Origin of the sequence: Alishewanella aestuarii B11, from assembly GCF_000280055.1 — a bacterium.
Lineage (GTDB): Bacteria > Pseudomonadota > Gammaproteobacteria > Enterobacterales > Alteromonadaceae > Alishewanella > Alishewanella aestuarii.
On record NZ_ALAB01000023.1, the window covers coordinates 1 to 22,918 of the forward strand.

Annotated in this window: 28 protein-coding genes; 22 read left to right on the top strand and 6 right to left on the bottom strand. The window is 47.5% G+C overall.

Annotated features, from left to right (window positions below; translation table 11 throughout):
• Nucleotides 1-151: 151 nt before the first annotated feature.
• The 5 genes from AEST_RS07940 to prpF all read left to right on the top strand — a co-directional run bounded on the left by AEST_RS07940 (nucleotide 152) and on the right by prpF (nucleotide 7,191).
• Nucleotides 152-838 (top strand): GntR family transcriptional regulator, encoded by a 687-nt coding sequence (locus AEST_RS07940; RefSeq protein WP_008608312.1) that lies wholly within the window; start codon nucleotides 152-154, stop codon nucleotides 836-838.
• Nucleotide 839: 1 nt separating this feature from the next.
• Entirely contained in the window at nucleotides 840-1,724 is an 885-nt protein-coding gene (gene prpB, locus AEST_RS07945; protein ID WP_008608313.1) for a methylisocitrate lyase, read from the top strand.
• 208 nt (nucleotides 1,725-1,932) lie between these two features.
• Nucleotides 1,933-3,060 (top strand): bifunctional 2-methylcitrate synthase/citrate synthase, encoded by a 1,128-nt coding sequence (gene prpC / locus AEST_RS07950; protein WP_008608315.1) that lies wholly within the window; start codon nucleotides 1,933-1,935, stop codon nucleotides 3,058-3,060.
• Between the two features lie 301 nt (nucleotides 3,061-3,361).
• Nucleotides 3,362-5,947: a Fe/S-dependent 2-methylisocitrate dehydratase AcnD gene (gene acnD / locus AEST_RS07955; RefSeq protein ID WP_008608316.1), complete on the top strand. Its 2,586-nt coding sequence runs from the start codon at nucleotides 3,362-3,364 to the stop codon at nucleotides 5,945-5,947.
• A 56-nt stretch (nucleotides 5,948-6,003) separates the two neighbouring features.
• On the top strand, nucleotides 6,004-7,191 hold the full coding sequence (gene prpF / locus AEST_RS07960) for a 2-methylaconitate cis-trans isomerase PrpF (protein ID WP_008608318.1): 1,188 nt from the start codon (nucleotides 6,004-6,006) through the stop codon (nucleotides 7,189-7,191).
• A gap of 70 nt (nucleotides 7,192-7,261) precedes the next feature.
• Here prpF and AEST_RS07965 read toward each other — a convergent pair whose 3' ends face one another.
• Genes AEST_RS07965 through AEST_RS07975 form a run of 3 tightly spaced genes read right to left on the bottom strand, consistent with a single transcriptional unit; the run spans nucleotide 7,262 to nucleotide 8,820 of the window.
• The gene (locus tag AEST_RS07965; protein ID WP_008608319.1) at nucleotides 7,262-7,528 is read right to left on the bottom strand and encodes a DUF2442 domain-containing protein; all 267 of its coding nucleotides are present in this window, start codon (nucleotides 7,526-7,528) and stop codon (nucleotides 7,262-7,264) included.
• 11 nt (nucleotides 7,529-7,539) lie between these two features.
• Complete coding sequence (locus tag AEST_RS07970; RefSeq protein ID WP_039925278.1) at nucleotides 7,540-7,806, bottom strand: DUF4160 domain-containing protein; 267 nt, start codon at nucleotides 7,804-7,806, stop codon at nucleotides 7,540-7,542.
• 42 nt (nucleotides 7,807-7,848) lie between these two features.
• Nucleotides 7,849-8,820, bottom strand: coding sequence for an integron integrase (locus tag AEST_RS07975; protein ID WP_008608320.1), 972 nt, complete (start codon nucleotides 8,818-8,820; stop codon nucleotides 7,849-7,851).
• Between the two features lie 296 nt (nucleotides 8,821-9,116).
• On the opposite strand from AEST_RS07975, the gene sugE reads away from it, so the two are divergent.
• The 8 genes from sugE (at nucleotide 9,117) to AEST_RS08025 (ending at nucleotide 15,718) form a co-directional block, all read left to right on the top strand.
• On the top strand, nucleotides 9,117-9,434 hold the full coding sequence (gene sugE / locus AEST_RS07980; protein ID WP_039925280.1) for a quaternary ammonium compound efflux SMR transporter SugE: 318 nt from the start codon (nucleotides 9,117-9,119) through the stop codon (nucleotides 9,432-9,434).
• A gap of 90 nt (nucleotides 9,435-9,524) precedes the next feature.
• Complete coding sequence (locus AEST_RS07985; RefSeq protein ID WP_039925282.1) at nucleotides 9,525-9,824, top strand: hypothetical protein; 300 nt, start codon at nucleotides 9,525-9,527, stop codon at nucleotides 9,822-9,824.
• 107 nt (nucleotides 9,825-9,931) lie between these two features.
• Complete coding sequence (locus AEST_RS07990) at nucleotides 9,932-10,369, top strand: GNAT family N-acetyltransferase (RefSeq protein WP_008608321.1); 438 nt, start codon at nucleotides 9,932-9,934, stop codon at nucleotides 10,367-10,369.
• 1,124 nt (nucleotides 10,370-11,493) lie between these two features.
• Nucleotides 11,494-11,715: a hypothetical protein gene (locus AEST_RS08000; RefSeq protein ID WP_039925283.1), complete on the top strand. Its 222-nt coding sequence runs from the start codon at nucleotides 11,494-11,496 to the stop codon at nucleotides 11,713-11,715.
• Nucleotides 11,716-11,820: 105 nt separating this feature from the next.
• A complete protein-coding gene (locus AEST_RS08005; RefSeq protein ID WP_039925294.1) occupies nucleotides 11,821-12,117 on the top strand; it encodes a hypothetical protein in 297 nt (98 codons plus the stop codon).
• Between the two features lie 629 nt (nucleotides 12,118-12,746).
• A complete protein-coding gene (locus AEST_RS08015) occupies nucleotides 12,747-13,070 on the top strand; it encodes a hypothetical protein (protein WP_039925286.1) in 324 nt (107 codons plus the stop codon).
• A 102-nt stretch (nucleotides 13,071-13,172) separates the two neighbouring features.
• Entirely contained in the window at nucleotides 13,173-13,718 is a 546-nt protein-coding gene (locus tag AEST_RS08020) for a PIN domain-containing protein (RefSeq protein ID WP_008608324.1), read from the top strand.
• 137 nt (nucleotides 13,719-13,855) lie between these two features.
• The gene (locus tag AEST_RS08025) at nucleotides 13,856-15,718 is read left to right on the top strand and encodes a hypothetical protein (protein WP_008608326.1); all 1,863 of its coding nucleotides are present in this window, start codon (nucleotides 13,856-13,858) and stop codon (nucleotides 15,716-15,718) included.
• An 82-nt stretch (nucleotides 15,719-15,800) separates the two neighbouring features.
• On the opposite strand, the gene vapC is transcribed toward AEST_RS08025, so the two are convergent.
• Entirely contained in the window at nucleotides 15,801-16,202 is a 402-nt protein-coding gene (vapC, locus tag AEST_RS08030; protein ID WP_039925288.1) for a type II toxin-antitoxin system VapC family toxin, read from the bottom strand.
• Complete coding sequence (locus AEST_RS08035; RefSeq protein WP_008608328.1) at nucleotides 16,199-16,393, bottom strand: type II toxin-antitoxin system VapB family antitoxin; 195 nt, start codon at nucleotides 16,391-16,393, stop codon at nucleotides 16,199-16,201. The genes vapC and AEST_RS08035 overlap by 4 nt, the downstream gene beginning before the upstream one ends.
• Nucleotides 16,394-16,624: 231 nt before the next feature.
• On the opposite strand from AEST_RS08035, the gene AEST_RS08040 reads away from it, so the two are divergent.
• The 8 genes from AEST_RS08040 (at nucleotide 16,625) to AEST_RS08075 (ending at nucleotide 20,651) form a co-directional block, all read left to right on the top strand.
• Nucleotides 16,625-16,888, top strand: a complete 264-nt coding sequence (locus AEST_RS08040; protein WP_008608329.1) for a hypothetical protein — start codon at nucleotides 16,625-16,627, stop codon at nucleotides 16,886-16,888.
• A 112-nt stretch (nucleotides 16,889-17,000) separates the two neighbouring features.
• The gene (locus tag AEST_RS08045; RefSeq protein WP_008608330.1) at nucleotides 17,001-17,951 is read left to right on the top strand and encodes a DUF5655 domain-containing protein; all 951 of its coding nucleotides are present in this window, start codon (nucleotides 17,001-17,003) and stop codon (nucleotides 17,949-17,951) included.
• 151 nt (nucleotides 17,952-18,102) lie between these two features.
• On the top strand, nucleotides 18,103-18,372 hold the full coding sequence (locus AEST_RS08050) for a type II toxin-antitoxin system Phd/YefM family antitoxin (protein WP_039925291.1): 270 nt from the start codon (nucleotides 18,103-18,105) through the stop codon (nucleotides 18,370-18,372).
• Nucleotides 18,373-18,672 (top strand): type II toxin-antitoxin system RelE/ParE family toxin, encoded by a 300-nt coding sequence (locus tag AEST_RS08055; protein WP_039925293.1) that lies wholly within the window; start codon nucleotides 18,373-18,375, stop codon nucleotides 18,670-18,672. It abuts the gene before it with no gap.
• A gap of 87 nt (nucleotides 18,673-18,759) precedes the next feature.
• A complete protein-coding gene (locus AEST_RS08060) occupies nucleotides 18,760-19,056 on the top strand; it encodes a hypothetical protein (protein ID WP_039925294.1) in 297 nt (98 codons plus the stop codon).
• Between the two features lie 132 nt (nucleotides 19,057-19,188).
• A complete protein-coding gene (locus AEST_RS08065; RefSeq protein WP_008608332.1) occupies nucleotides 19,189-19,656 on the top strand; it encodes a hypothetical protein in 468 nt (155 codons plus the stop codon).
• A 93-nt stretch (nucleotides 19,657-19,749) separates the two neighbouring features.
• Nucleotides 19,750-20,064 carry a hypothetical protein gene (locus AEST_RS08070; protein ID WP_008608333.1) on the top strand — a complete coding sequence of 105 codons (315 nt, stop codon included), beginning with the start codon at nucleotides 19,750-19,752 and terminating at the stop codon, nucleotides 20,062-20,064.
• A 107-nt stretch (nucleotides 20,065-20,171) separates the two neighbouring features.
• Complete coding sequence (locus tag AEST_RS08075; RefSeq protein WP_039925297.1) at nucleotides 20,172-20,651, top strand: hypothetical protein; 480 nt, start codon at nucleotides 20,172-20,174, stop codon at nucleotides 20,649-20,651.
• A 187-nt stretch (nucleotides 20,652-20,838) separates the two neighbouring features.
• Here AEST_RS08075 and AEST_RS08080 read toward each other — a convergent pair whose 3' ends face one another.
• The gene (locus tag AEST_RS08080; protein WP_008606797.1) at nucleotides 20,839-21,963 is read right to left on the bottom strand and encodes an ISAs1 family transposase; all 1,125 of its coding nucleotides are present in this window, start codon (nucleotides 21,961-21,963) and stop codon (nucleotides 20,839-20,841) included.
• A 60-nt stretch (nucleotides 21,964-22,023) separates the two neighbouring features.
• On the opposite strand from AEST_RS08080, the gene AEST_RS08085 reads away from it, so the two are divergent.
• The gene (locus tag AEST_RS08085) at nucleotides 22,024-22,737 is read left to right on the top strand and encodes a hypothetical protein (RefSeq protein WP_008608335.1); all 714 of its coding nucleotides are present in this window, start codon (nucleotides 22,024-22,026) and stop codon (nucleotides 22,735-22,737) included.
• The last annotated feature ends 181 nt before the right edge of the window (nucleotides 22,738-22,918 follow it).

A 22,918-nucleotide genomic window follows, 5' to 3' on the forward strand; every position in this document is an offset into this window, starting at 1 on the left:
GGATGGACTCCGGTACGGCGAGCGTACCGGAGTCCGTAAGCATTAATATGTACTTTAGTCTGATTGTCGACAATCCTACCGATTTTGACTTGACACTGGCGTTAAATAAGCCTAAAACTTACCCATTCTTTGTTTATGTCGACAATCAGCTATGAATCCTGCTTTGCAACGCCCCGTTGTAACTGCTGCAGATCGTGTTCTGCAAGAGCTGCTGCGCGCTATTGTGGCCGGTGAAATTGCGCCGGGCTCTAAGATCAGCGAGCCGGAGCTAGCGAAACGCTTTGATCTTAGCCGCGCGCCGCTGCGTGAAGCCTTAGCAAGATTAGAGCGTTGCCACTTGCTGGAGCGCACGCCGAATGCCGGGGCGCGAGTCGTGAAATTGTCGACAGAAAATCTGTTATCGCTGTATCAACTGCGTGAAGAATTAGAAGGCTTAGCCTGCCGGTTAGCGGCGACGCAAATGAGCGATGCCGAAATTCGTGAGATGCAGGATTTACTCGATCAGCATCTTATCTCGCAGCGGGTGCGTGAGGGCGAGAGTTATTATCAGGAAGCCGGCGATCTGGATTTTCATTACCGCATTATCCTTGGCAGTAAAAACCCGTATTTAATCAATATTCTCACCGACGAGCTGTATCACCTGATGCGGATGTACCGGGTGCAGCTTGGTATGAATGGCCCGCGTGTATCGCGGGCATTTGACGAACATAAGGCTATTATTAATGCCATTGCCAATCGTGATGGTGAACTGGCCGACTTATTGATGCGCCGGCATATCGCTGCCTCCAGGCGCAATATTGAACATAAACTGACTGAACTAGAGCAACAGGGGAACTAAGATGAGCAATTTAACCGCCGGCCAGAAATTCCGTGCCGCCATTACCGCCAATTCGCCACTGCAAATCGTCGGCACCATTAATGCCTACACCGCGATGATGGCCGAGCGTACCGGACACCAGGCGCTTTACCTGTCGGGCGCTGGCGTGGCCAATGCCTCTTTTGGTTTACCTGATTTAGGCATGACCTCATTAAATGATGTCTGCGAAGATATCCGCCGCATTACCGCTGCCACCAGCCTGCCACTGTTAGTGGATGCCGATACCGGTTGGGGTGGTGCTTTTAATATTGCCCGCACGGTAAAAGAAATGACCCGTGCCGGCGCAGCAGGTTTTCATATTGAAGATCAGGTGGCGCAAAAGCGTTGTGGCCATCGCCCGAATAAAGAAATTGTTAGCCTCGATGAAATGGTCGACCGGGTTAAAGCCAGTGTTGATGCCCGTACTGACGAGAGCTTCTTTATTATGGCGCGTACCGATGCGTTAGCACAGCAAGGTTTAGATGCGGCTATTGAGCGTGCTATTGCCTGTCAGGACGCCGGTGCCGATGCCATTTTTGCCGAAGCGGTACATACACTGGAACAATATCAAGCCTTTACCTCAGCGTTAAAGGTGCCGGTACTGGCTAATATCACTGAGTTTGGTCAAACCCCACTGTATAACAAAGCTGAGCTGGCCAGCGTTGGTGTGGCGATGGTGCTGTATCCGTTAAGTGCCTTCCGTGCCATGAACAAGGCCGCACTCAATGTGTATCAGTCGATCCTGGCAAACGGCGATCAGAAAGCCGTGGTAGATAGCATGCAAACCCGCGCTGAGCTGTATGACTTTTTAAGTTACCACAGCTTCGAGCAAAAACTGGATCAGCTGTTTAGCAGCAAAAAATCTTAAGATAAATATTTTACATTTTTAATTATTACTTTTAGCCAAAATCATTGCCGCTGCAGCAAGGCAGCAAGTGAGTGAACGGGAGCGCCCGTGCGACCCCAGGAGCATAGTCTACTATGTGATTGGGCCGGGCTGGCGTTCCAGGGCGCGAACGCAGCTAACACCGCTGCAGTGACAAGGATGAAGGCTAAACAGAATAGGAGCAACAACCATGTCAACAGGTAAAGTACTCTCAGGCGCAGGTTTGCGCGGCCAGGTAGCAGGTAAAACCGCCTTATCAACAGTAGGTAAGACAGGTTCAGGCTTAACCTATCGGGGTTATGATGTTAAAGATTTAGCCGCCAACTGTACCTTTGAAGAAGTGGCGCACTTAATTTTAAAGGGCGAATTGCCAAATAGTGCTGAACTTGCCGCTTACAAAGCCAAATTAAAGAGCTTGCGCGCACTGCCTCAAGCACTAAAAGACGTATTAGAGCGTATTCCAGCCAATGCCCATCCGATGGATGTGATGCGTACTGGCTGCTCAATGCTGGGTAACCTGGAAATGGAACACAGCTTTGCCCAGCAGCAGGACGTAACTGACCGGATGCTGGCGATTTTCCCAGGACTGGTTAACTACTGGTATAACTATAGCCACCATGGCAAGCGCGTAAACGTGGAAACCGACGCTGATTCCATTGCCGAACAATTCCTGTGGACCTTACACGACAAGAAACCAGAAGCCTTGCATGTGAAAGTAATGCAAGCCTCGCTGATTTTGTACGCCGAGCATGAATTTAACGCCTCAACCTTTACTGCCCGGGTATGTGCCTCGACGCTAAGCGATATGCACTCCTGTATTACCGGCGCTATCGGCTCACTGCGTGGCCCACTGCATGGCGGTGCGAACGAGGCGGCGATGGAGCTGATTGAGAAAATGGATAACGCTGACGATGCCGAGCAGAAACTGCTGGGTATGTTAGAGCGTAAAGAAAAGATTATGGGCTTTGGCCATGCCATTTACTCAGAGTCGGATCCGCGTAACGCCGTAATTAAAGAATGGTCAGAAAAACTGGCCAAGGCTAATGGCGATACCAAGCTTTACGATGTATCAGTGCGTTGTGAAGCGGTGATGTGGCGTGAGAAAAAACTGTTCTGTAACGCCGATTTCTTCCATGCGTCGGCCTATAACTATATGGGGATTCCAACCAAGCTGTTTACGCCGATTTTCGTGTGCAGCCGCTTAACCGGTTGGGCCGCCCACGTGATGGAGCAGCGCGCCGATAACCGTATTATCCGGCCAAGTGCGGATTATGTGGGTGTTGAGCCACGTACTGTGAAACCTATTGCCCAGCGTTAATAGCAGCACTTAGGTGACAAAGTATAAAGATTTGATTGAGGGTGATGCCCTAGTGCCGGTTGCTTCAGGATACAGCTGTAACCGGCTTGTTCACGTCAACACGCCATGAACCATCCATGGGGCTCGGTTGTGAATATCATCCATGATATTCACCGAAGGCCAGCAAAGCTGTCCAAATTCGTTCCCGACGAATTTGTCCGGCCATCCATGGCCTCCAACGGTTGACTTAGAACAAGCCGATTACTGCTTATCGGCCGGCTGTTACAGCGAACTCTCTTTTTACGAGACAAGAGTAAACACCATGAATAGCCAATACCGCAAAAATTTACCAGGTACCCAGCTTGACTACTTTGACGCCCGCGAAGCGGTAGACGCCATTGAGCCAGGTGCTTATGCCAAACTCCCATACACCTCGCGCGTGCATGCCGAAAACCTGGTGCGTCGCTGCGATCCGGCGCTGTTGCCTGATGCGTTAAAACAGCTGATTTACCGCAAGCGCGATATCGATTTTCCGTGGTTTCCGGCCCGTGTGGTCTGCCACGATATTTTAGGCCAAACCGCACTGGTTGATTTAGCCGGCCTGCGTGATGCCATCGCGGAAAAGGGCGGTGATCCGGCTAAAGTGAACCCGGTGGTGCCAACGCAGCTGATTGTTGACCACTCATTAGCGGTAGAGCATGCCGGTTTTGAAAAAGACGCCTTTGAGAAAAACCGCGTCATTGAAGACAGACGTAACGACGATCGTTTCCACTTTATTAACTGGACCAAAAAAGCCTTTAAGAATGTGGATGTGATCCCGCCGGGTAACGGCATTATGCACCAGATTAACTTAGAGCGGATGTCGCCGGTGATCCATGCTAAAGACGGCGTGGCCTTTCCGGATACCTTAGTGGGGACCGACAGCCATACGCCGCATGTTGATGCATTAGGCGTTATCGCTATTGGCGTCGGTGGGTTAGAGGCCGAAAGCGTAATGCTGGGCCGCGCCAGCTGGATGCGCCTGCCCGATATTATCGGCGTAGAGCTAACCGGCAAAGCGCAACCAGGTATTATGGCCACCGATATTGTACTGGCGCTGACCGAGTTTTTGCGTAAAGAAAAAGTGGTATCAAGCTATTTAGAATTCTTTGGCGAGGGTGCCGACAGCCTGAGTTTAGGTGACCGGGCTACCATTTCTAATATGACACCGGAATACGGTGCCACTGCGGCGATGTTCTCTATTGATCAGCAAACGCTGGATTATTTAACCCTGACTGGCCGTGAGCCGGCGCAGGTAAAACTGGTAGAAACCTATGCCAAAGCGGCTGGCCTGTGGAGCGAGAGTTTAAAAACGGCCGAGTACGAGCGGGTACTGCGCTTTGATTTATCCAGCGTTGGCCGCACTATGGCAGGCCCATCGAACCCGCATGCCCGTTTATCGACCAGCGATTTAGCCGCGAAAGGCATTGCCGGTAAGTATGAAATTGAAGAGGGCAAGATGCCGGATGGCGCGGTGATTATCGCGGCCATTACCAGCTGTACCAATACCTCTAACCCGCGCAATGTGATTGCCGCAGGTTTGCTGGCGCGTAATGCCAATAAGCTGGGGTTAAGCCGCAAGCCGTGGGTGAAAACCTCGCTGGCGCCCGGCTCCAAAGCGGTGCAACTGTATCTGGAAGAGGGTGGTTTACTGCCAGAGCTGGAGCAACTAGGCTTTGGTATTGTCGCCTTTGCCTGTACTACCTGTAATGGTATGAGCGGCGCACTGGATCCGGTGATTCAGCAGGAAATTATTGACCGTGACTTGTACGCCACAGCAGTGTTATCGGGTAACCGTAACTTTGATGGCCGTATTCACCCTTATGCCAAACAAGCGTTTTTAGCCTCGCCGGCGCTGGTTGTCGCCTATGCCATTGCCGGTACTATCCGCTTTGATATCGAAAAAGATGTACTGGGCTACCATAACGGTAAAGCCATTACCTTAAAAGATATCTGGCCAAGCGATGCGGAAATTGATGCCGTAGTGGCACAAAGCGTAAAACCAGAGCAGTTCCGCAAAGTGTACGAGCCGATGTTTGCGCTAAGTGTGGATTACGGTGAGCAAATTAGCCCGCTATATAACTGGCGGCCACAAAGTACCTATATTCGCCGCCCCCCGTATTGGGAAGGCGCGCTGGCAGGCGAGCGCAGCTTAAGCGGTATGCGGCCACTGGCGATTTTGCCGGATAATATTACCACTGACCATTTATCACCGTCGAATGCCATTCTGCTGGATAGTGCGGCCGGTGAGTATCTGGCCAAAATGGGCTTGCCGGAAGAAGACTTTAACTCTTATGCCACGCACCGCGGTGATCACTTAACGGCACAGCGCGCTACCTTTGCTAACCCCAAACTGTTTAACGAAATGGTGCTGGAAAATGGCAAGGTAAAACAAGGTTCGCTGGCTCGGGTTGAGCCGGAAGGCAAGGTAATGCGGATGTGGGAAGCGATTGAAACCTATATGGATCGCAAACAACCGCTGATTATTATTGCCGGTGCCGACTATGGTCAAGGCTCATCCCGCGACTGGGCTGCCAAAGGCGTGCGCTTAGCCGGTGTCGAAGCCATTGTTGCCGAAGGTTTTGAGCGCATTCACCGTACTAACCTAATTGGTATGGGCGTATTACCGCTGGAGTTTAAGCCGGGCACCAACCGTAAAACCCTGCAGTTAGATGGTACTGAGACCTATGATGTGAAAGGCGCCCGCACGCCGCGTACTGATTTAACGCTGGTAATTAACCGCGCTAACGGTGAGGTGGTGGAAGTGCCGGTAACCTGCCGTTTAGATACCGCTGAAGAAGTGTCGATTTATGAGGCCGGTGGTGTGCTGCAGCGCTTTGCGCAGGACTTTTTGCAAGGAGCGGTGTAATGACTGCACCACAAATTGAAAATTGGCTTTCCGCCAATTTCGCTGTAGGAGGTTAAATGTTTACATCACAAATCAAGATCCCGGCTACCTATATGCGTGGCGGAACCTCGAAAGGCGTGTTCTTTAAGCTGACTGACTTACCCGCTGCTGCCCAGCAGCCGGGTAAGGCGCGGGATAACCTGCTGCTGCGGGTAATTGGCAGCCCGGATCCTTATGGTAAACATACCGATGGCATGGGTGGTGCGACCTCGAGCACCAGTAAAACGGTGATCTTAAGTAAAAGCAGCAAGCCAGAGCATGATGTTGATTACTTGTTTGGTCAGGTCGCCATCGACAAAGCCTTTATCGACTGGAGTGGCAACTGCGGTAATTTAACTGCGGCGGTAGGCGCTTTTGCGATTAGCAATGGTTTGGTCGATGCCGAGCGGATCCCGCAAAATGGCCTGTGCACGGTGCGGATTTGGCAGGCCAATATTGGCAAAACCATTATTGCTCATGTGCCGATGACCGCTGGTGAGGTGCAGGAAACCGGCGACTTTGAGCTCGACGGCGTGACTTTCCCAGCTGCTGAAGTACAAATTGAGTTTCTGGATCCGGCCGCCGATGAAGGCGAGGGTGGTGGCGCTATGTTCCCAACCGGTAATTTAGTCGATGACTTAGAGGTGCCAGGTATCGGTACCTTTAAAGCCACGCTGATTAATGCCGGCATTCCTACCATCTTTGTTAATGCAGTGGATATTGGCTATACCTGCACCGAACTACAAGACGCCATTAACAGTGATGCAGCAGCGTTAGCGCGCTTTGAAACCATTCGCGCCTATGGCGCAGTAAAAATGGGCCTGATACAGGATATTAGCGAAGCGGCCGCCCGCGCCCATACACCGAAAATTGCCTTTGTCGCGCCGCCACAAAGTTATGTGGCGTCCAGCGGTAAAACCGTTGCTGAGAGCGAGATTGATTTGCTGGTACGGGCCTTATCAATGGGTAAATTACACCATGCGATGATGGGCACGGCTGCGGTTGCCATTGGTACGGCCGCTGCAATACCCGGTACCCTGGTAAATTTAGCCGCCGGTGGTGGTGCCAGAGAAGCAGTGCGCTTTGGCCATCCGTCTGGCACCTTACGCGTTGGTGCCGCGGCTGCTGAAGTCGCTGGTCAATGGACAGTAACCAAAGCCATTATGAGCCGCAGCGCGCGGGTGCTTATGGAAGGCTGGGTAAGAGTGCCGGGCGATTGTTTCTGAAAAAGACAGGGGTAAAAGCTTAAATTAACAGGGCGCTTTTGCGCCCTGTTCGTATGTGGTGAGTTTAAGTTCAGCTATTAGCCATCAATTTGGCATTCTGCTGGTTACGTTGGCAATGCCGGTAAACAAACTCAGGTGCCAGATCGACCCCTGCGCGCCATTCAATCGTATCGAAAGACACAAATACCTGATTAAATGCAGACGTTTCCTGTAAGCGTTTAAAGACACCAAAGTCCAGATAAGGCTTCATATCCAAAATGCCATGTTCACCATTAGCAAATTCGATTGCTAATTGATAGTTTTCCAATGCGGTTACCCGTGTTACTGCCGGAAACATGCTTAAACCTCTTATTGCAATGGTTTAATCTTGAATGGTTCTTCGCCATTCATTACTAATAACCAATCCGCCATGAGTTCGTCCTGGTGTAGCTCCGCCCAAGCCAAGACCAATTTCGTTTGCTTAACAGGAAGATCCCCCTGCAAAATTTCGCACTCTAAAATATCAACTGTTGCCCTATACTCACCATAATATACATGAAAATGCGGTGGTGGATGTTCTTTAGGGGCGTAATACATTCGGATTATTATCCCGTAGAACATGGAGATAGTTGGCATAATCTTTTCCTTACCAAGTATAGCGGCTTCTTGGGGTATTACCTAAAGTAGTTGCGATAGTGGACTTTGCACGGCATTACCTCCTTGCTTTAACACATGGGTATAAATTTGCGTGGTTTTTACATCGGTATGGCCAAGTTGTTCCTGCACAGTGCGGATATCCATACCGGCTTGTAAAAGGTGCGTGGCGAACGAGTGACGTAAGGTGTGGCAGCTAACATGCTTGTCGATCCTTGCTTTACGGGAGGCACTTTTCACCGCCTTTTGCAAACCCGATTCATCAATATGATGGCGGCGCAGCAATTTAGAGTCGGGATCAATGCTTAGTTTGTTGGATGGAAATAAATACTGCCAGCCTAGCTCTTTTGGCGCACCAGGATATTTGCGGGCTAAGGCAAAAGGTAACCAAACCCCGGCATAATCTTGAGTTTCAAGATCTTGCTGATAATAAGCCTCGACCAAGGAAATTTGGCGTTTTAATGCCGGCACCAGCTCTGGCGCTAAAGTGACCCGCCGGTGTTTACCGCCTTTACCATGCCATACCATGATAGAAAGGTAATCAAAATCAATGGCCGCAACCCGTAACCGCACCGCCTCCATTAACCGCAAACCGCTGCCATATAACAATTGCGCCAGTAGCAAATAGCCAGGATCAATTTCTCTTAATAAGCGTTTAATTTCGTCTTTGGTTAGTACAACCGGCAGCTTTCTGGGTTTACTGGATTGATTAAAATTCAAGTTAAGTGATAACGGCCGCTGCAAAATCTCTTTATACAAAAAACTGAGCGCATTAAGCGCCAATGCCTGCGTTTGCACTGCAACATGCCTATTTACCGCAAGGTAGGTTAAAAACTGCTCTACGTGTTGCTCCGCTAAGTCTTTAGGGTGCTGCTTTTTATGAAATAAAATGTAAAAGCGGATCCAGTGTAAATAGGTTTCAACCGTGCGCTTAGCATAGCGGCGCTTATACATTTCCTCAGCCACAAAGTCTAAAAAAGGGGATTTTGTTGCCATATAGCACCTCTCTTTGACTACTGTTTAAGTATACAGCTATATGGGAAATGTCAAGTCAATCTTGTTAGGCGGATGTTTCCATATTTGTCGCCTGCTGTTAAAGGTTAATCTCAATAAGATATTGTCTCTGCGAAAATTTGTGGTTAATGTAGCTACAGGGAAATTTACAATTACGGAAAAGTCCGTGTTTAAATACGGAAAGTTCCGTCGAATAAGCGTTAGGCATTCTGAAGTGAGGACGACCTCACCTCTCAATTTCGTTAGGGGACGGCCCCAAAACTAATTGAGAGGTGTTTATGAGTTGGATAATTTTGTTTGTAGCTGGTCTTTTGGAGATTGGCTGGGCCATTGGATTGAAGTACACAGATGGCTTTACGAATCTATGGCCTACTGTTGGCACGGTGATTTCGTTGGTTGCAAGTTTTCTATTGCTAGGTTTGGCTCTGAAAACGTTGCCTGTCGGTACAGCCTATGCGATATGGGTGGGTATTGGTGCTGTAGGCACGGCGCTTCTAGGAATATTATTGTTCGGCGAGTCAACTGATGTCCTTAAGCTAGTTAGTTTAGGGCTGATTTGTGCGGGTATTGTTGGTCTTAAATTGGCTCATGCCTAACAAGGCGCTGCACTCGGATAAATTACTCGCTGCGCTCCCAATTTACCGGTGAGCGCAGCGTTATACGTTTTCTGAATTACGGAGTATTCAATGAGAAAAACATGGAGTTTTGAAGTAAAAGGCCGTTCCATTAAAGTGGTTAATAGTTGGCTTCATGGTGCGAAACTTTACGTCGATGGTGACTTTAAAGATCATGACCGCAGTTTTTTCGCTTTTGGTGGTAAGGTTTTGCTTTCTACAAACTTAGGTGAATTGGGTATATTGGAAATTGAGCCTAGAGCTTTCGTTACTGTAGAAATTGATGTTTACCTTGCAAGGGATGGTAAGCGGCAGCTAGTGTTCAGTTCAACAAAACGGTTGCCTTTGAGTCAGCAGAGAGATATTCGTTAAAAACGTATAACAAACAAATTTTATCGCCAGCAAAAAGCGCTGGCTGCGACGTCAACCCGCTGCGCGGCTTTCCGCGCTAAATTTGGGCGTTAGAGCTAAGGAAAGTCATGAGTATCACACTGGAAGAAGTTACAAGTTCAAATTATGAAGCAGTATGTGACTTAGATGTCACTGATGAGCAACAGGAATATGTTGCGAGCAATATGTGGTCTTTGGTTGAGTCACATTACTGCCAAGGGCATACCTGTAAGGCAATCTATCAAAACGATAAACCTGTTGGCTTTTTCATGTGGGTATCTGAAACACCTGAAAAAGTTTCTATCTGGCGCTTTATGGTGGATCAACGTTATCAAAAATCGGGTATTGGTAGAGCCGCACTAAATTTGGCGCTGAATGAAATCAAAGCCAGCGACAAAGTAAAAGAAATAGAAATTTGCTATGACCCTGAAAACCCAGTAGCCAAAGATTTTTACTCAAGTTTTGGCTTTCAGGAAGTGGGGTTGGATGAAGATGGTGAAGATATGTTGGCAGTCATCAAGCTGTGAGCTCTAACAATCGCCATCAAAAGCGCGCCCTTTGGGCGCTCGACTCGCAACAAGTTGCTCGCGTTTGTGGCGGGCGTTAGCAGGTTTTCGGGGTTTTAACGGTTTCAGTCAGTAGTTTTATTCCGGCATTGCTCGCGTTTGGTATTTTTAGCGGCAGCGCCAAAAGTTAAAGGTCGCCAGTTTGCGGGTATGCTGTAAACGGTGGTGGCGGTAGTGTTGTTCTTTTTGGCTTCGCTTAACAGTTTTATAGGTTCCGGTTGGCTCGCTGTGTCGCAGTTAACGGGTTTAGTTTTTAATTAAAAGCAGCCGTGCCGTTGTTTGGGTTTGCCAGTGCGGCAAGCCGCGAAAGTTTGGTTTGAGCTGCTAACAAGCAAAGGCAAAGCGACGCGTACCGCGCGCTTGCTTTGAGCGTTAGCAGCTTTCGGGTTGTTGTGGCTGTATAGGTTTTCTGTTTTGGCATTGCTCGCGTTTCGTTTTCTTAGCGGTAAAGCCAAAACGTAAAGTCCGCAAGTTTGTGGGTTAGTTGCTGGTGGCGAGGGCGGTAGCGTTGTTCCTTTGGTTCATTTACTCCGCTTGCAGCAAGTTTTAAGGTTCCAGCTATGTCGTTGTATCGCACTTGGCTGGTTAGGTTTTTAATTTATGTGTGCAGTGGCTTCGGTCAACATCGCATGGCGGCAAAGCCGCGAAGGTTTGGGTGTTTGCTGCTAACAAGTTACTGCACCGGACAAATAACTCGCTGGCGCTCGTCATTTTCCGGTGAGCAATGCGTTAGCAGGTGTTCGGGGTTTTAACGGTTTTCGTCAGTAGTTTTGTTCCGGCATTGCTCGCGTTTGGTTTATTTAGCGGCAGCGCCAAAAGGTTAAGTCCGCCAATTTGTGGGTTTGTTGCAAATGGTGATGGCGGTAGCGTTGTTCTTCTTGGCTTCGCTCAGTAGTTTTACAGGTTCCGGTTGGCTCGCCGTATCGCACTTGGCCGGTTTAGTTTTTAATAACAGCAGCCTGCCGTTGTTCGGGTTTGCCAGTGCGGCAAGCCGCGCAAGTCCGGTGTGGGCTGCTAACAAGCAAAGGCATCTGACGCGTACCGCGCAGCTGCTTTGAGCGTTATAAACCACAAGGAGAGTTCATTTGAATATTAATGCTACGTTGCTCGGCGAGTTCATCGCTTTATTCGCCTTAATCATGGGTGCAGTCTGTTATTACCTTGGCCGTCGTAAAACTCAAACTCCAATTTTGGCTGGTTTGCTCGGTGTGGTACTTTCAATCATTCCACCGTTTGGCTTAGTTTATTTGGTGGTGCTAGTGCTTAAAAAAGATGTAGGTTCAACATCGGCAGCAGTAAGTGGGTAAAGTGGTTTATAACAAGGCCAGTCACGGCGACGCCTTTTCCGCTGCGGCTTCGCCTTCACTACAAAGCCGCGCATGCTGGCTGCGTTAGCACCAAAAAGTTTAGCTATGGCAAAAGTTAAGAAACAGCTCACTCCGGCCCAAAAGAGTGCAAAGAAAGCCGCGCAAGCAGAGCGGCAAAGGAAGTACCAGTGGGTCTTTATGAACGGTAAGCAAGCCAGAATAAAGCGGCCACCAACCATGGATGGCATGCCTGTAGACCAGTTCATTGAGGAGAATGCTGATCCGGTATGGCTCCACCAGAACGAGCTATGGGAGCTGATGCCGATTGAAGACGATCTTTTTGGTTCTGAGCCGTCTACGGAATCAAGTGAAACAGAAGATGAGAACGGAATACCATTTTGACTTGGGTCACAGGTATTTAGTTGAGCAGTGCTAACCAGTCGCTCAAGTACGTTCCCGGCCTGACGGCCGTCCACCGGATGCCCTTGTCAGGGCACCGCTTAGCTTCGCGTTAGGCATCATGAGAGAGTATGTTCGCACCCTGACATTAGTAGCCTTCTTGGCGATGAGCCTCCCATTGGTTGCGACCGAAAATGGTGACAAGCCCGTCAATCTAATAACTGTTGAGCCAGGGCGTAGCTGGCATCTTGTCGGTGAGTGGGATCTTCCTGAAGAGCATGACAGTACCACTCCCTTCCGGTACACATTCAGCATCTTGCGGCTGGGGCACTCTTACGCACTAGTGTGGGACGGAGACTTGATTGGTGGCTGTTGCCCTTGGCCGCAGGCAACTCCTCTGCGTCAGCTGTCTGATACAAGTTACGTATCTGTGATCGACGGAACCGTGTTTGAGATTCTTGCGGACTCATCGCTTGCCGTTAGTTACGTAGACGGCAGAGTTCACCAATTGTCGGAAACTGATCCAAGCAAGATGTTTTCTGCTACATGGAGATGATGCCTAACAGTTCATTCAAGCCGACGCCGCTTCGCGGCGCGGCTTAATTCAAGCGTTAGCTTAAGGAGATAACTACATGGAAGATTCTTTACTCGTGGCAGCTATTGTTGGTTTGTTTTGCGGTATACCGCTCATGGTATTGGGCTATCTTGTAGGAATAAAGCAGAAGCGTAATTTGCTTTCAAGCTGGGATGACATGTCATATAGCGATCCAAAATTAGTTGGATTCATAATGGGCACTAGCGTATTTATTACGGGATTGCTAATTTTGCTCGCAAGCGTTGCATTTATTCTGAATATCTTATCTATGTTGCAAGCTTTATTGGTTATTACTTCTTCAGTGGTTATCCCGCTGTTTGCAGCATTATACGTAAACGTAAAACATACTAGACCAAGCTAAGTGGCTAACAAACGCCTAAAACAACGCGGTCTTTGGCCGCTGGACTCGCAACAAGTTGCTCGCCGTTTAGGCGTGCGTTAGCGCTAAAAAGGAGAGTTCACAGTGAAGTGGGCATTTATTGATTACGAAAACATCGGTAATTTAGAAAAAATTGACCTTTCGGCTTATCAGAAAATCATTGTATTTCTTGGTGCTAAACAACCCAAAATTGATTTCGGTGAGAAAAAATATGATATACCACTGGAAATAGTCATCGTTCAGCTTAAGGCAACGCAGTCAAATAACTTGGATTTTCATTTGTCTTACTATCTTGGGCGGTATGATAGCGCTGCCGGTAAAGACGTAACTTTCGACATAATCTCAAATGATAACGGGTTTACTCCACTAATTGCTCACATAAAAGCTAATGGCCGTACATGCAAGCATATCAAGCTTGCTACGGTGGAAAATATCAGTGCTAAGCTGCTCCAAAGTTTGACATCAAAACCCAAGGATAAAAGGCCTAAAAAAGTCGCATCACTACGTAACCATATTGCCTCTCACATGCGAATCAAAGGCAATGAACTTGCAATACAAGGCTATTTGAATCAGCTTGTTAGTGATAATGTTATTTCGGTTTCTGGTGATAGCGTTGAGTACCGGCGCTAACAAACAAATTTTATCGCCAGCAAAAAGCGCTGGCTGCGACGTCAACCCGCTGCGCGGCTTTCCGCGCTAAATTTGGGCGTTATGCAATTATGGGTAGTTTTGGGAAGCCTGCAAATGGGAACCAGAGGGTGCGGTAAATGAGTATAAAAATTGAATCTAATGATCTGAAAGACCGTCAAAGGGCCTTGCATAAATCGATAGAAAGTTTGATGACAAAGCTGCCTGAGGAAAGCGCAACACGGAAACAATTAGATAATCATCGGGAGCTTTTTGACGATGCGGTTTCTTATCTCTCAAACTCAGATCAAAGACTGGCATTTATCGGTAACATAGGTACCGGGAAGACAACCGCCATATGCCATCTACTTGGCTTGTTAGATGGAGAAGAGCCGATTCTTAGCACGGGTAGCGGTCGTACTACGCTATGCGAAGTGGAAATATCTTTTGGTTCTCAACTTGAGATCGAAGTCACTCCGCATTCCGAAGCTGAAGTAAGGGGCTACCTCACGGACTTTGCTCAGTACTTACTATCAGATATCGAAGAATCGGATAATTCAGAGCCATTTAAACTGAGCGCCGAAGTTGAGAGGGCGCTCCGTAACATGCTTGACCTCCGAATATCACGTACAAAAACCTCCGAAGGCAAGCGAATAACTACGGACAACGCTAAAGATTTTGCGGCCAATTACCAATCTGTCGAATTGTTAAAAGAAGCGTTGTTGGAACGTCTTGATTATACAGCTCGTCATCAAACGCGATTCACCAGTGATGATGGAGTAGACCAATACGAGTGGTTGCACACAACATTCAAAGCTATCAATAGCTGCACTCATCCGAGCGTTGGTCTATCCAAGCATATATGCATATTGGCGCCGCTAAAACTTTTCGATGACGTCGATTTCTCTCTGTCAGTAGTTGATACAAAGGGTGTCGATCAGACGGTTAACCGTGCGGATCTTGATAGCTGCCTTACAGACAATCGTACTGTCAGTGTACTGTGCTGCCGATTCAACGAAGCGCCCGATAAGACAATGTCCGGATTACTGAAGCTTGCCAAGGATGCAGGTCTGAATCACCGAATTGCCAAAGAAACAGTATTGTTAATTCTTGACAGGGAGAGTGAAGCTGAAAAAGTTATCGACATAGATGAACCTGTTGGTGATAAAACTGAGGGACGTGAGATCCGTGCTGAGCAGGTCGTTAATGATCTAAGGCACACACTACAATTAGACAACCTAGATGTGCGATTTTTCGATGTAAAGTCTGATGATCCGAAGGAACTTAACAAACTGTTGATCGAAAAAGTTTCTGTGCTGCGCGGTCAATATGCTCAGACTATTGTCGATATCGAGAAGGCTATTGTCGACATCGAAACTGAACTGGTCTCTCAATCAGCTACAGCGGCGAAGAATCAGGTTAAGAATACGCTGGAACCTTGGATAAAAAAGGCTCAAGGCTGCTCTCCGGCGTTAAGAGAGTATTTTTTACCTTTAATTAATGACATTAGAAACAAGGGTACATATGCTGCTAGTGTTCGAGCTAGTGTTAATCGCAAGGGAGAGTGGCATAATCTCGATTACTATCAGCTTTTAGCTACAGGTGCTCGTCAGCAAGTTGTGGACCAAATCGGCACGCTAAAGGATGAATTTATCGTACTAATCGATAACATGCTTTCTCAGAATGAACTACAACCTGCTTATGCGCTGCTTAAACAGTTGAAACAAACAACTGAGAAACGACTTGGTGATATTTACCAAAAAGCGTTTGCTAAAGGACGCGCGGTTTATGAAGGAAAGCTTTCATCAGATAGTCAGCTCTGGAATGGTTTGTTTCAAGAGTGGGGAATGGGCCCTGGATACAAGGATAGGGTTTCCGGTAAATCTGAAACTTGGTTTCACGCGAAAAAATATCCAGAGTTTGAATCTAGCGTTACTAGTCAGGTTGTTGAGGAATGGCAGCGTTATGTAAATGAGGTGCGAGATATGCTGGGGGCTGAATAGATATGCATAACAATCGCAGGCACAGCGACAGCTTTTTCGTTGCGGCTTCGCCTTCACTACAAAGCCGCGCGTGCTGCGGGCGTTATGCTTCTCTCAGAGCCGGCTCAAGTCCAAGATGATCAACAAAGGGGATAAAGTCACGATCCAGGAACAACAGGGGTAGCTCCTTCTCTATGCAAAATGTCGCGATGATCACATCGGCAGTCTTTCTGATCGTGATGCCCTTTTTACGAAGCGCTCGATAATTGTCGGCACATTTGGCTGCCATATCTTTGCCAAACATTTCATATTGATCTAGCGCCATCAGGCTTTGTTTGGTCTGACGATACTGTTTGTCGTTGCGGATGCCTTGGAGGATTTCCAGAAATATGAGGTCCCCGATAGCGACAGATCCTTGGACTATCGAGGCATCCAACAGGTCAGTATGTGGGTTAGTGACTCCGTTGAAATAGTCGATCCAGACGCTGGTATCCACCAGTATCATTCGGCGCTCCGCATTTCATTCAGGTCGCCTTCCCACTTGACCTTGCCGCGCAGTTTTCGAATTTCCTGCTGCTTGCTCAACTGGACCAGAAGTTTCAGGCCTTGCTCAACGGCTTCTTTTTTGGTTTCGTAGCCAGAGGCTTTGAGGGCTTCGGCCATCAACTGGTCGTCAATGACAATGTTTGTTCTCATGGTGCACCTATGTGTATGGTTTGCAGTTTCTATACACAGTCTAGCACTTCGGGGAAAACATAACAATCGGCTGCACAGCGACCGATTTTCCGCCGCTTCGCGGCTCCAAACCGGCGCGTGAGCCGGGCGTTAAATTTCACGGAGGTACAGGTGCATCTTCAAAGGACTGTTGGAATACTGCTAGCTAGTTAGTCTCTTTACCTTGCCATCCGCTTAATTACACAGATTGATATGCTGTGGGTGACAACTGAGGACTTCGCCTATCCAAGTGACCCTTTTTGGTATTTCTTAGGGTTGTTAAGTTTTAATGTGGTAACCATAGCGGCAGTTTTGGCTTTAGGCATTTATCTTGTTCGAAGCTCGGATTTGGCGTTAAAAATTCTGGTGCCTTTATCAGTTTTGTCAGTGTTGTCAGGCGGCATTGTTGGCTTGCTGTTAGTTGCGTCAGTTTTTGTAGTAATGTACTACCAGCGTTGTAAAGTCAGTGAAATTTAACAAAGCCAGTCAGCAACGGCCACTGCGTGGCCTGGACCTCAAACCCGCTGCGCGGCTTTTCGGCCGCTGCTGGCTGCGTTAGAAGCCAAAGAAACTACGGAGTAATCATCAAGTGCCGATTTTTGATATTTCAGGGGATAGACTATCTGCCGTAGAGCAGAAGAACTTCGCCCTGGAAAAGGACTTACAGACGCTGATTGAGAAAAATCTCGAAACCGTTTTCAATTGTAGGTTTGTTGCCAGCGAATTTTCAACGGGTGCTCAGCACGCTGGTCGAATTGATAGCTTGGCTTTGTCTGAGGAAGATAACCCTGTCATCATCGAATACAAGAAAGTCGAGTCATCTGAACTTATCAACCAAAGTCTTTTCTATCTGCACTGGATTCAAGACCACAAAGGCGATTTCGAGATTGCGGTTCAAAAGCGACTTGGAAGTGGCGTCAAAGTTGATTGGTCAGATGTCAGAGTAATCTGTATAGCTCCCAACTATAAAAAATATGACTTGCACGCTGTGCAAGTGATGGGTGCAAATATAGAGCTGTGGAAATACCGCTTGTTCTCCAACGATTCAATATATCTTGAGGAGGTTTTTCACTCTACAAAGTCGGCGGCTTCCTCTGTCGCAACCATGCCAGCAGAGAACGGATACAAAAACCCTGTCATGGTCGAGGCGGGCAAGAAGGCAGCTCTTACTCGCGCCACAGCGACCTATACATTTGATGAAAGACTTGACGGCAAAAGCGAAGATATTCGCGAGCTAACAGCATCGATCCGTGAGTTCATCCTCGGCCTAGATGAATCTATTGAAGAAGTGCCGAAAAAATTCTACGTTGCTTACAAAATCTCCCAGAACATCGCGTGTATGGAAGTCAAAGGTAAGAACATCAAATTGTTCTTAAAGCTCAAGCCGTCCGACGTTCCAGAGGGCACCAAAAACTATAGAGATGTAACATCAATAGGTCATTACGGTACTGGTGATGTTGAGTTTACTGTGTCTTCGGAAGCGGATTTTGAGCCGGTTAAAGAATTTATAGCAATGGCGTATAACAAGGTTGGTGGCTAATGGCTTCTAACAATCGCAGACACAGCGACGGCTTTTTCATTGCGGCTGCGCCTCCATTACAAAGCCGCGCGTGCTGCGGGCGTTATGTTTCTTGACTGCACCTGTTAACTGGTGCTATTAATGACACCAAATCGTTGGCTAGGTAATCACTATGCAAGTGAAATTTTCCGAGGATGTCATTCCTCTATCAGACCTTAAAATCAATCCCGGAAAGGTGGTTGGTCGAACGCAGGACACGCATCGCCCAATCCTGCTCACCAGCCGTGGCCGCGGCATAGCTGTTGTGCAGGGGCTTGAGGATTATGAGAGAACAGCTGAGGAATTGCGGTTTGTAAAGGCGGTGGCGCGGGGGCTTATGGATATTCGCGAGGGCAGCACCGTATCGTTGGAGGACGCCAAGAAAACGTTGGGAATCAAGTAAATGGAACTACGCATAGCACAGTCCGCTCTTGAAGACTTACAGGCTATTCAGGAGTATTACAAAGCGCAGGTTGTGCCACATATCGGTGATGATTTCGTGGCTGCTATCCTGGAGCACTGTGAAATGCTTCAAATCCACCCGGATGCTGGCCGAGTTGTTCCTGAATTTAACATGGATCATATTCGCGAATTGATTCACGCGCCGTTTCGAGTTGTCTATCTCAGGCAGGCTAAAGAAGTTCTGCTCATACGAGTCTGGCGGAGTGAGAGGCAGCTCGAATTACCAGCAAACGAAACATAACCAAGCCATGCACCGGATGCCAAACCCTCCGCTTCGCTGCGGTTTTGTCACCGGTGATGGCGGGCGTTAGCACCAAAAAGTTTAGCTATGGCAAAAGTTAAGAAACAGCTCACTCCGGCCCAAAAGAGTGCAAAGAAAGCCGCGCAAGCAGAGCGGCAAAGGAAGTACCAGTGGGTCTTTATGAACGGTAAGCAAGCCAGAATAAAGCGGCCACCAACCATGGATGGCATGCCTGTAGACCAGTTCATTGAGGAGAATGCTGATCCGGTATGGCTCCACCAGAACGAGCTATGGGAGCTGATGCCGATTGAAGACGATCTTTTTGGTTCTGAGCCGTCTACGGAATCAAGTGAAACAGAAGATGAGAACGGAATACCATTTTGACTTGGGTCACAGGTATTTAGTTGAGCAGTGCTAACCAGTCGCTCAAGTACGTTCCCGGCCTGACGGCCGTCCACCGGATGCCCTTGTCAGGGCACCGCTTAGCTTCGCGTTAGGAATTTTGGAGAAACAACTATGAAAATGTGGGCATGGATTACTCTGCTTTGTTCTTTTGGTGCTTTTGCAGAGCACCCAGTGTACGAATACTTAGAGGTTAACGGGGCTAAACAGTATTTCGCCCAAAACGATGGGGTGATGACGCATGTCACTATGGTAGCGAAACCTGAGTTAAAGCCCTTTGCCGAAGTCGTTAGGGCGTGGGAGCAAAAATACTTTGCGTGGCCTGTCGTTAGGGAATCTCTCGCGCCAGTTTATACTCAGCGCTTTTCTAAAGGCGAACTGGAAATTCTAACAAAGTACATCAGAAGTGGTCGTGATGAGGAGTTCTATGACGAAGTTGTCTGGAACAAATACCAACGTGAACTTGAAGGTATTAATCGTGATCTCATCGTCGCGGGTCATGCACACAGTAAGAAGGTCGAAGTACACCTTTATGAAATGCTGAATGAGCATAAAAAAAATTCTAACAATGCGGCTCACTAACTCGTCGCTACGCTCCTCGGGGACAAAGACCACAGCGCGGCAAGCCGCTGGCCTTTGCCCGTGGCCGCGGCGTTATACGTTTTGGAGGGGTTTATGCGTTACATTCTGGTTTTAGTATTTCTTTTGGCAATTAGTGTCAAAGTACTTGCCGATGAGTCGGTCACAATTTTTGTAAAGGAAAGCAGCTATTCAATCAACAGCTCGGATGAAGAGCTGAACTCAACAGAATTAGAAAGCAAGTTGAAACAAATAAAGTTTTCACTGGTTACCTTAGACGTTGACTATTGTGCAGGGCCAGTTATGGTTGCTGAGGTTTATGTCGCACTTTCAAATGCCAACCCTTCAGTCAAAGACGTTCAGCTAAAAACAAGTGGCAGCCATGAAGAAAGTAAATGCAAAAACGTATAACAAATTGCTTAATTTCGTTCCGGCCACAAAAAGCGTGGCCTCCACTGGACTGCCTACGCTGCGCTGCGGCAGCCAATTAGCAACGCGTTAAGTTTCAGGAGAGTCAGATGCGTCTTAATAAAGTTGATGAAATATTTCTAGCGACGTTGCTGCTCCGTTGGCAGACGACCGCACCGGATGATCGGAAAGAAGGTCTGCTTGATGGTGTGCCCACCCAAAACTCGCAGTCATCAAGAATGCAATATGCGTTGCAGAAACTTTGTATTGGAATAGAAGATAAATGTTACAACTCTTTATCTGCTTACTCACGTCGCACTGATGGCAATTCGTTCATTTCAAGAGATAGTACTTGGATGTTGGCACCTCATCATTTAAGAGGTGAGTGGTATCTCGAGTGCAAAATGAGCCTAGATCAAAAACTTAACATTCTTTCTTATCTAAACAAAATTGGTTTTAATTCAGCACTAACTGCTTGCGTTTGTGATTTCGTTGCCGGTAAGGAAATTAATAAGTACTTTCCAACCGAAGAAGAATCAATCGAGATATTGGAAAAATGCAAAAGAGAGTTCGGTGAAATTGAAACTTAACAAGCAAATTTTATCGCCAGCAAAAAGCGCTGGCTGCGACGTCAACCCGCTGCGCGGCTTTCCGCGCTAAATTTGGGCGTTATAAAGAAACGAGAAATTAGGAGATTTCGTGAAGTTATCAAATGTGCTAATTACTGTTCTTGCTGTTACGACACTAGCCTCTGGATCAGGGTGAGATTACGAGTGGTCATTTAATAACCATACTCATTCCAGCTTCAAGCACCGCATCCAAATAAGCCTCATTCATCAATGCCTGACGCTGCTTTCTTCTGATACTCATTTTTCGCTTCTCAGCGCGTAACATATTCAAACCAAAGTGTCGCATCGTGGCAAGATTAGTCGCTGCATTACCACGATATATCTGGCAAGCATCCTCACCTAAGCTTACATCCAGCACCCAGTGTAACTGGTTTTCGATACTCCAATGCTCGCGAACTGCGCTGGCTAGCCGCTCGGCACTAAGAACGGCTGAGCTGATAAAATAACGCTGTTCTAATACGGCTCGCTTGTGCTTTTCCACCCGGTAAGTCGTTGCCATGCCAAGGGTTGTCAGCCCTGGCCACGCAGCTTTGAGTTTTTCCGGTAATTCACTGGCATCACATACCTGGAATTCACGGTACTCCAAGCGCCCACGGTTCTTTTCTAGTGACTGCGCGGCAGTATCTTTGTGCGCTTTACCCGCAAAGGCTTGTTTTACGGCATCATGCAGCTGTCCTTGGTTGCCTTTAACCGTCAACAGGTAGTCGGCTTCTTTATCTACTATCTGCTGCGCTATCTCTTTCTGGCATCCCATGGCATCCAAACTGACCAAGCATCCTTTAAGCTCCAGCAAGTTAAGTAGCTGAGGTATCGCCGTAATTTCGTTGCTCTTCTCGTCCGTTTTAACCTGGCCCATTACCACGCCATTGGCACTGGCAAAAGCGCTAACCATATGAATAGAAGAGCAGCGGTCTTCGCGGTTGTAAGAGCTGCGCAACGTTTTGCCGTCAATCGCTACCACCTGACCATCAGTAAGCTCTGTACAAGCCTGCATCCAACTGGCAAAGCAACGCTGTAAAGCTTCGCTGTCCAGCAATGACATCACCCGTGCGATAGTGTCGTGTACCGGCAAGCCCAGTTTGAAAAAACCATGTTCTTGCAACCAGTCAAAGCGGTTTTCACCGAAATCTTCAATATCTTCCCAGCCCTCACAGCCTGCGATAACGGCACACAGCGTTAAAAATACCACGTCAAACAAGGGGTAAACGACCTTAGATGCTTGCCTTGGGTCTTCTAATTCTGAAAAGTGCTCTGCAAAAATATCGATGTTCATAAACTGGCTCCGCGTAAAAGCCAGTATCTGATCACAACGGAAGATCGCGGTCAATCAGTTATGTTAAAGTGCGCGTTAAATGTTCGTGATCTTGCCCTGGCCTCTGGATTTGCCGTATATAAATTTGACAGTGCTAGCGAAAGGCTAGAACAAGATAATATCGCTTTAAGTCAGTATAACTTACAGTTGGTTAGAGAGCTTGAAAAGCTTAGAAATGATTTATCTGTGTATCAACAGGAATTAAATAAAAGCGAAGCGCCAACTGCTTCATTAAATGACGAAGTAATAGAACTGAAAAGTTATCCGGTGGTATCTGAGCTGGCTACTATTCCAGCCGCATCTGATGAAAAACCTGAATTTTCAGAGGATAATAGCTCAGAAACAAAAACTGATATGGATGTACTATTAGCCTTTGCTAATAGAATGAGAAGTGGCGAAAGTATTTCAAGTTTTGAAGATAAAGCTCTTACACAATTTAGGGAGGAAGAAGTTGATGGGAGTTGGGCGTATCAGTATGAAGCAAATATCCGTGATTTCATTGCGTCAGACGAAGATCGTAAGTTCGATATCCAAGAGTTAACTTGTAAAAGGACCCTTTGCGAGTTAAAAATCATAGCAAATGATGATAATGCACTACTACTGGGCACCTTATTTTCAAAATCCCTCAGCGAGCAAGAATGGAGAGATAAAAGTGCTCCCGTCATGTTTAACCATGAAACCAAAGATGGTGTTATGAGAATTTTGATAGGGAGGGACAAGAATAGTCTCAACTAAGTTTCTTTATAACAAACCGCGTCATTCGGGGCCTGTGGCCCCTGCGACGCTCACAAGTTCGCGCGCATGCGCGGGGCGTTATACGTTTTCTGAATTACGGAGTATTCAATGAGAAAAACATGGAGTTTTGAAGTAAAAGGCCGTTCCATTAAAGTGGTTAATAGTTCGGCTTCATGGTGCG

What these genes read in the sequence shown, in the direction of transcription:
- AEST_RS07940 (WP_008608312.1), top strand. Translation starts at nt 152, where the DNA reads ATGAATCCTGCTTTGCAACGCCCCGTTGTAACTGCTGCAGATCGTGTT.
- prpB (WP_008608313.1), top strand. Translation starts at nt 840, where the DNA reads ATGAGCAATTTAACCGCCGGCCAGAAATTCCGTGCCGCCATTACCGCC.
- prpC (WP_008608315.1), top strand. Translation starts at nt 1,933, where the DNA reads ATGTCAACAGGTAAAGTACTCTCAGGCGCAGGTTTGCGCGGCCAGGTA.
- acnD (WP_008608316.1), top strand. Translation starts at nt 3,362, where the DNA reads ATGAATAGCCAATACCGCAAAAATTTACCAGGTACCCAGCTTGACTAC.
- prpF (WP_008608318.1), top strand. Translation starts at nt 6,004, where the DNA reads ATGTTTACATCACAAATCAAGATCCCGGCTACCTATATGCGTGGCGGA.
- AEST_RS07965 (WP_008608319.1), bottom strand. Translation starts at nt 7,528, where the DNA reads ATGTTTCCGGCAGTAACACGGGTAACCGCATTGGAAAACTATCAATTA.
- AEST_RS07970 (WP_039925278.1), bottom strand. Translation starts at nt 7,806, where the DNA reads ATGCCAACTATCTCCATGTTCTACGGGATAATAATCCGAATGTATTAC.
- AEST_RS07975 (WP_008608320.1), bottom strand. Translation starts at nt 8,820, where the DNA reads ATGGCAACAAAATCCCCTTTTTTAGACTTTGTGGCTGAGGAAATGTAT.
- sugE (WP_039925280.1), top strand. Translation starts at nt 9,117, where the DNA reads ATGAGTTGGATAATTTTGTTTGTAGCTGGTCTTTTGGAGATTGGCTGG.
- AEST_RS07985 (WP_039925282.1), top strand. Translation starts at nt 9,525, where the DNA reads ATGAGAAAAACATGGAGTTTTGAAGTAAAAGGCCGTTCCATTAAAGTG.
- AEST_RS07990 (WP_008608321.1), top strand. Translation starts at nt 9,932, where the DNA reads ATGAGTATCACACTGGAAGAAGTTACAAGTTCAAATTATGAAGCAGTA.
- AEST_RS08005 (WP_039925294.1), top strand. Translation starts at nt 11,821, where the DNA reads ATGGCAAAAGTTAAGAAACAGCTCACTCCGGCCCAAAAGAGTGCAAAG.
- AEST_RS08015 (WP_039925286.1), top strand. Translation starts at nt 12,747, where the DNA reads ATGGAAGATTCTTTACTCGTGGCAGCTATTGTTGGTTTGTTTTGCGGT.
- AEST_RS08025 (WP_008608326.1), top strand. Translation starts at nt 13,856, where the DNA reads ATGAGTATAAAAATTGAATCTAATGATCTGAAAGACCGTCAAAGGGCC.
- vapC (WP_039925288.1), bottom strand. Translation starts at nt 16,202, where the DNA reads ATGATACTGGTGGATACCAGCGTCTGGATCGACTATTTCAACGGAGTC.
- AEST_RS08035 (WP_008608328.1), bottom strand. Translation starts at nt 16,393, where the DNA reads ATGAGAACAAACATTGTCATTGACGACCAGTTGATGGCCGAAGCCCTC.
- AEST_RS08040 (WP_008608329.1), top strand. Translation starts at nt 16,625, where the DNA reads ATGCTGTGGGTGACAACTGAGGACTTCGCCTATCCAAGTGACCCTTTT.
- AEST_RS08050 (WP_039925291.1), top strand. Translation starts at nt 18,103, where the DNA reads ATGCAAGTGAAATTTTCCGAGGATGTCATTCCTCTATCAGACCTTAAA.
- AEST_RS08055 (WP_039925293.1), top strand. Translation starts at nt 18,373, where the DNA reads ATGGAACTACGCATAGCACAGTCCGCTCTTGAAGACTTACAGGCTATT.
- AEST_RS08060 (WP_039925294.1), top strand. Translation starts at nt 18,760, where the DNA reads ATGGCAAAAGTTAAGAAACAGCTCACTCCGGCCCAAAAGAGTGCAAAG.
- AEST_RS08065 (WP_008608332.1), top strand. Translation starts at nt 19,189, where the DNA reads ATGAAAATGTGGGCATGGATTACTCTGCTTTGTTCTTTTGGTGCTTTT.
- AEST_RS08070 (WP_008608333.1), top strand. Translation starts at nt 19,750, where the DNA reads ATGCGTTACATTCTGGTTTTAGTATTTCTTTTGGCAATTAGTGTCAAA.
- AEST_RS08075 (WP_039925297.1), top strand. Translation starts at nt 20,172, where the DNA reads ATGCGTCTTAATAAAGTTGATGAAATATTTCTAGCGACGTTGCTGCTC.
- AEST_RS08080 (WP_008606797.1), bottom strand. Translation starts at nt 21,963, where the DNA reads ATGAACATCGATATTTTTGCAGAGCACTTTTCAGAATTAGAAGACCCA.
- AEST_RS08085 (WP_008608335.1), top strand. Translation starts at nt 22,024, where the DNA reads ATGTTAAAGTGCGCGTTAAATGTTCGTGATCTTGCCCTGGCCTCTGGA.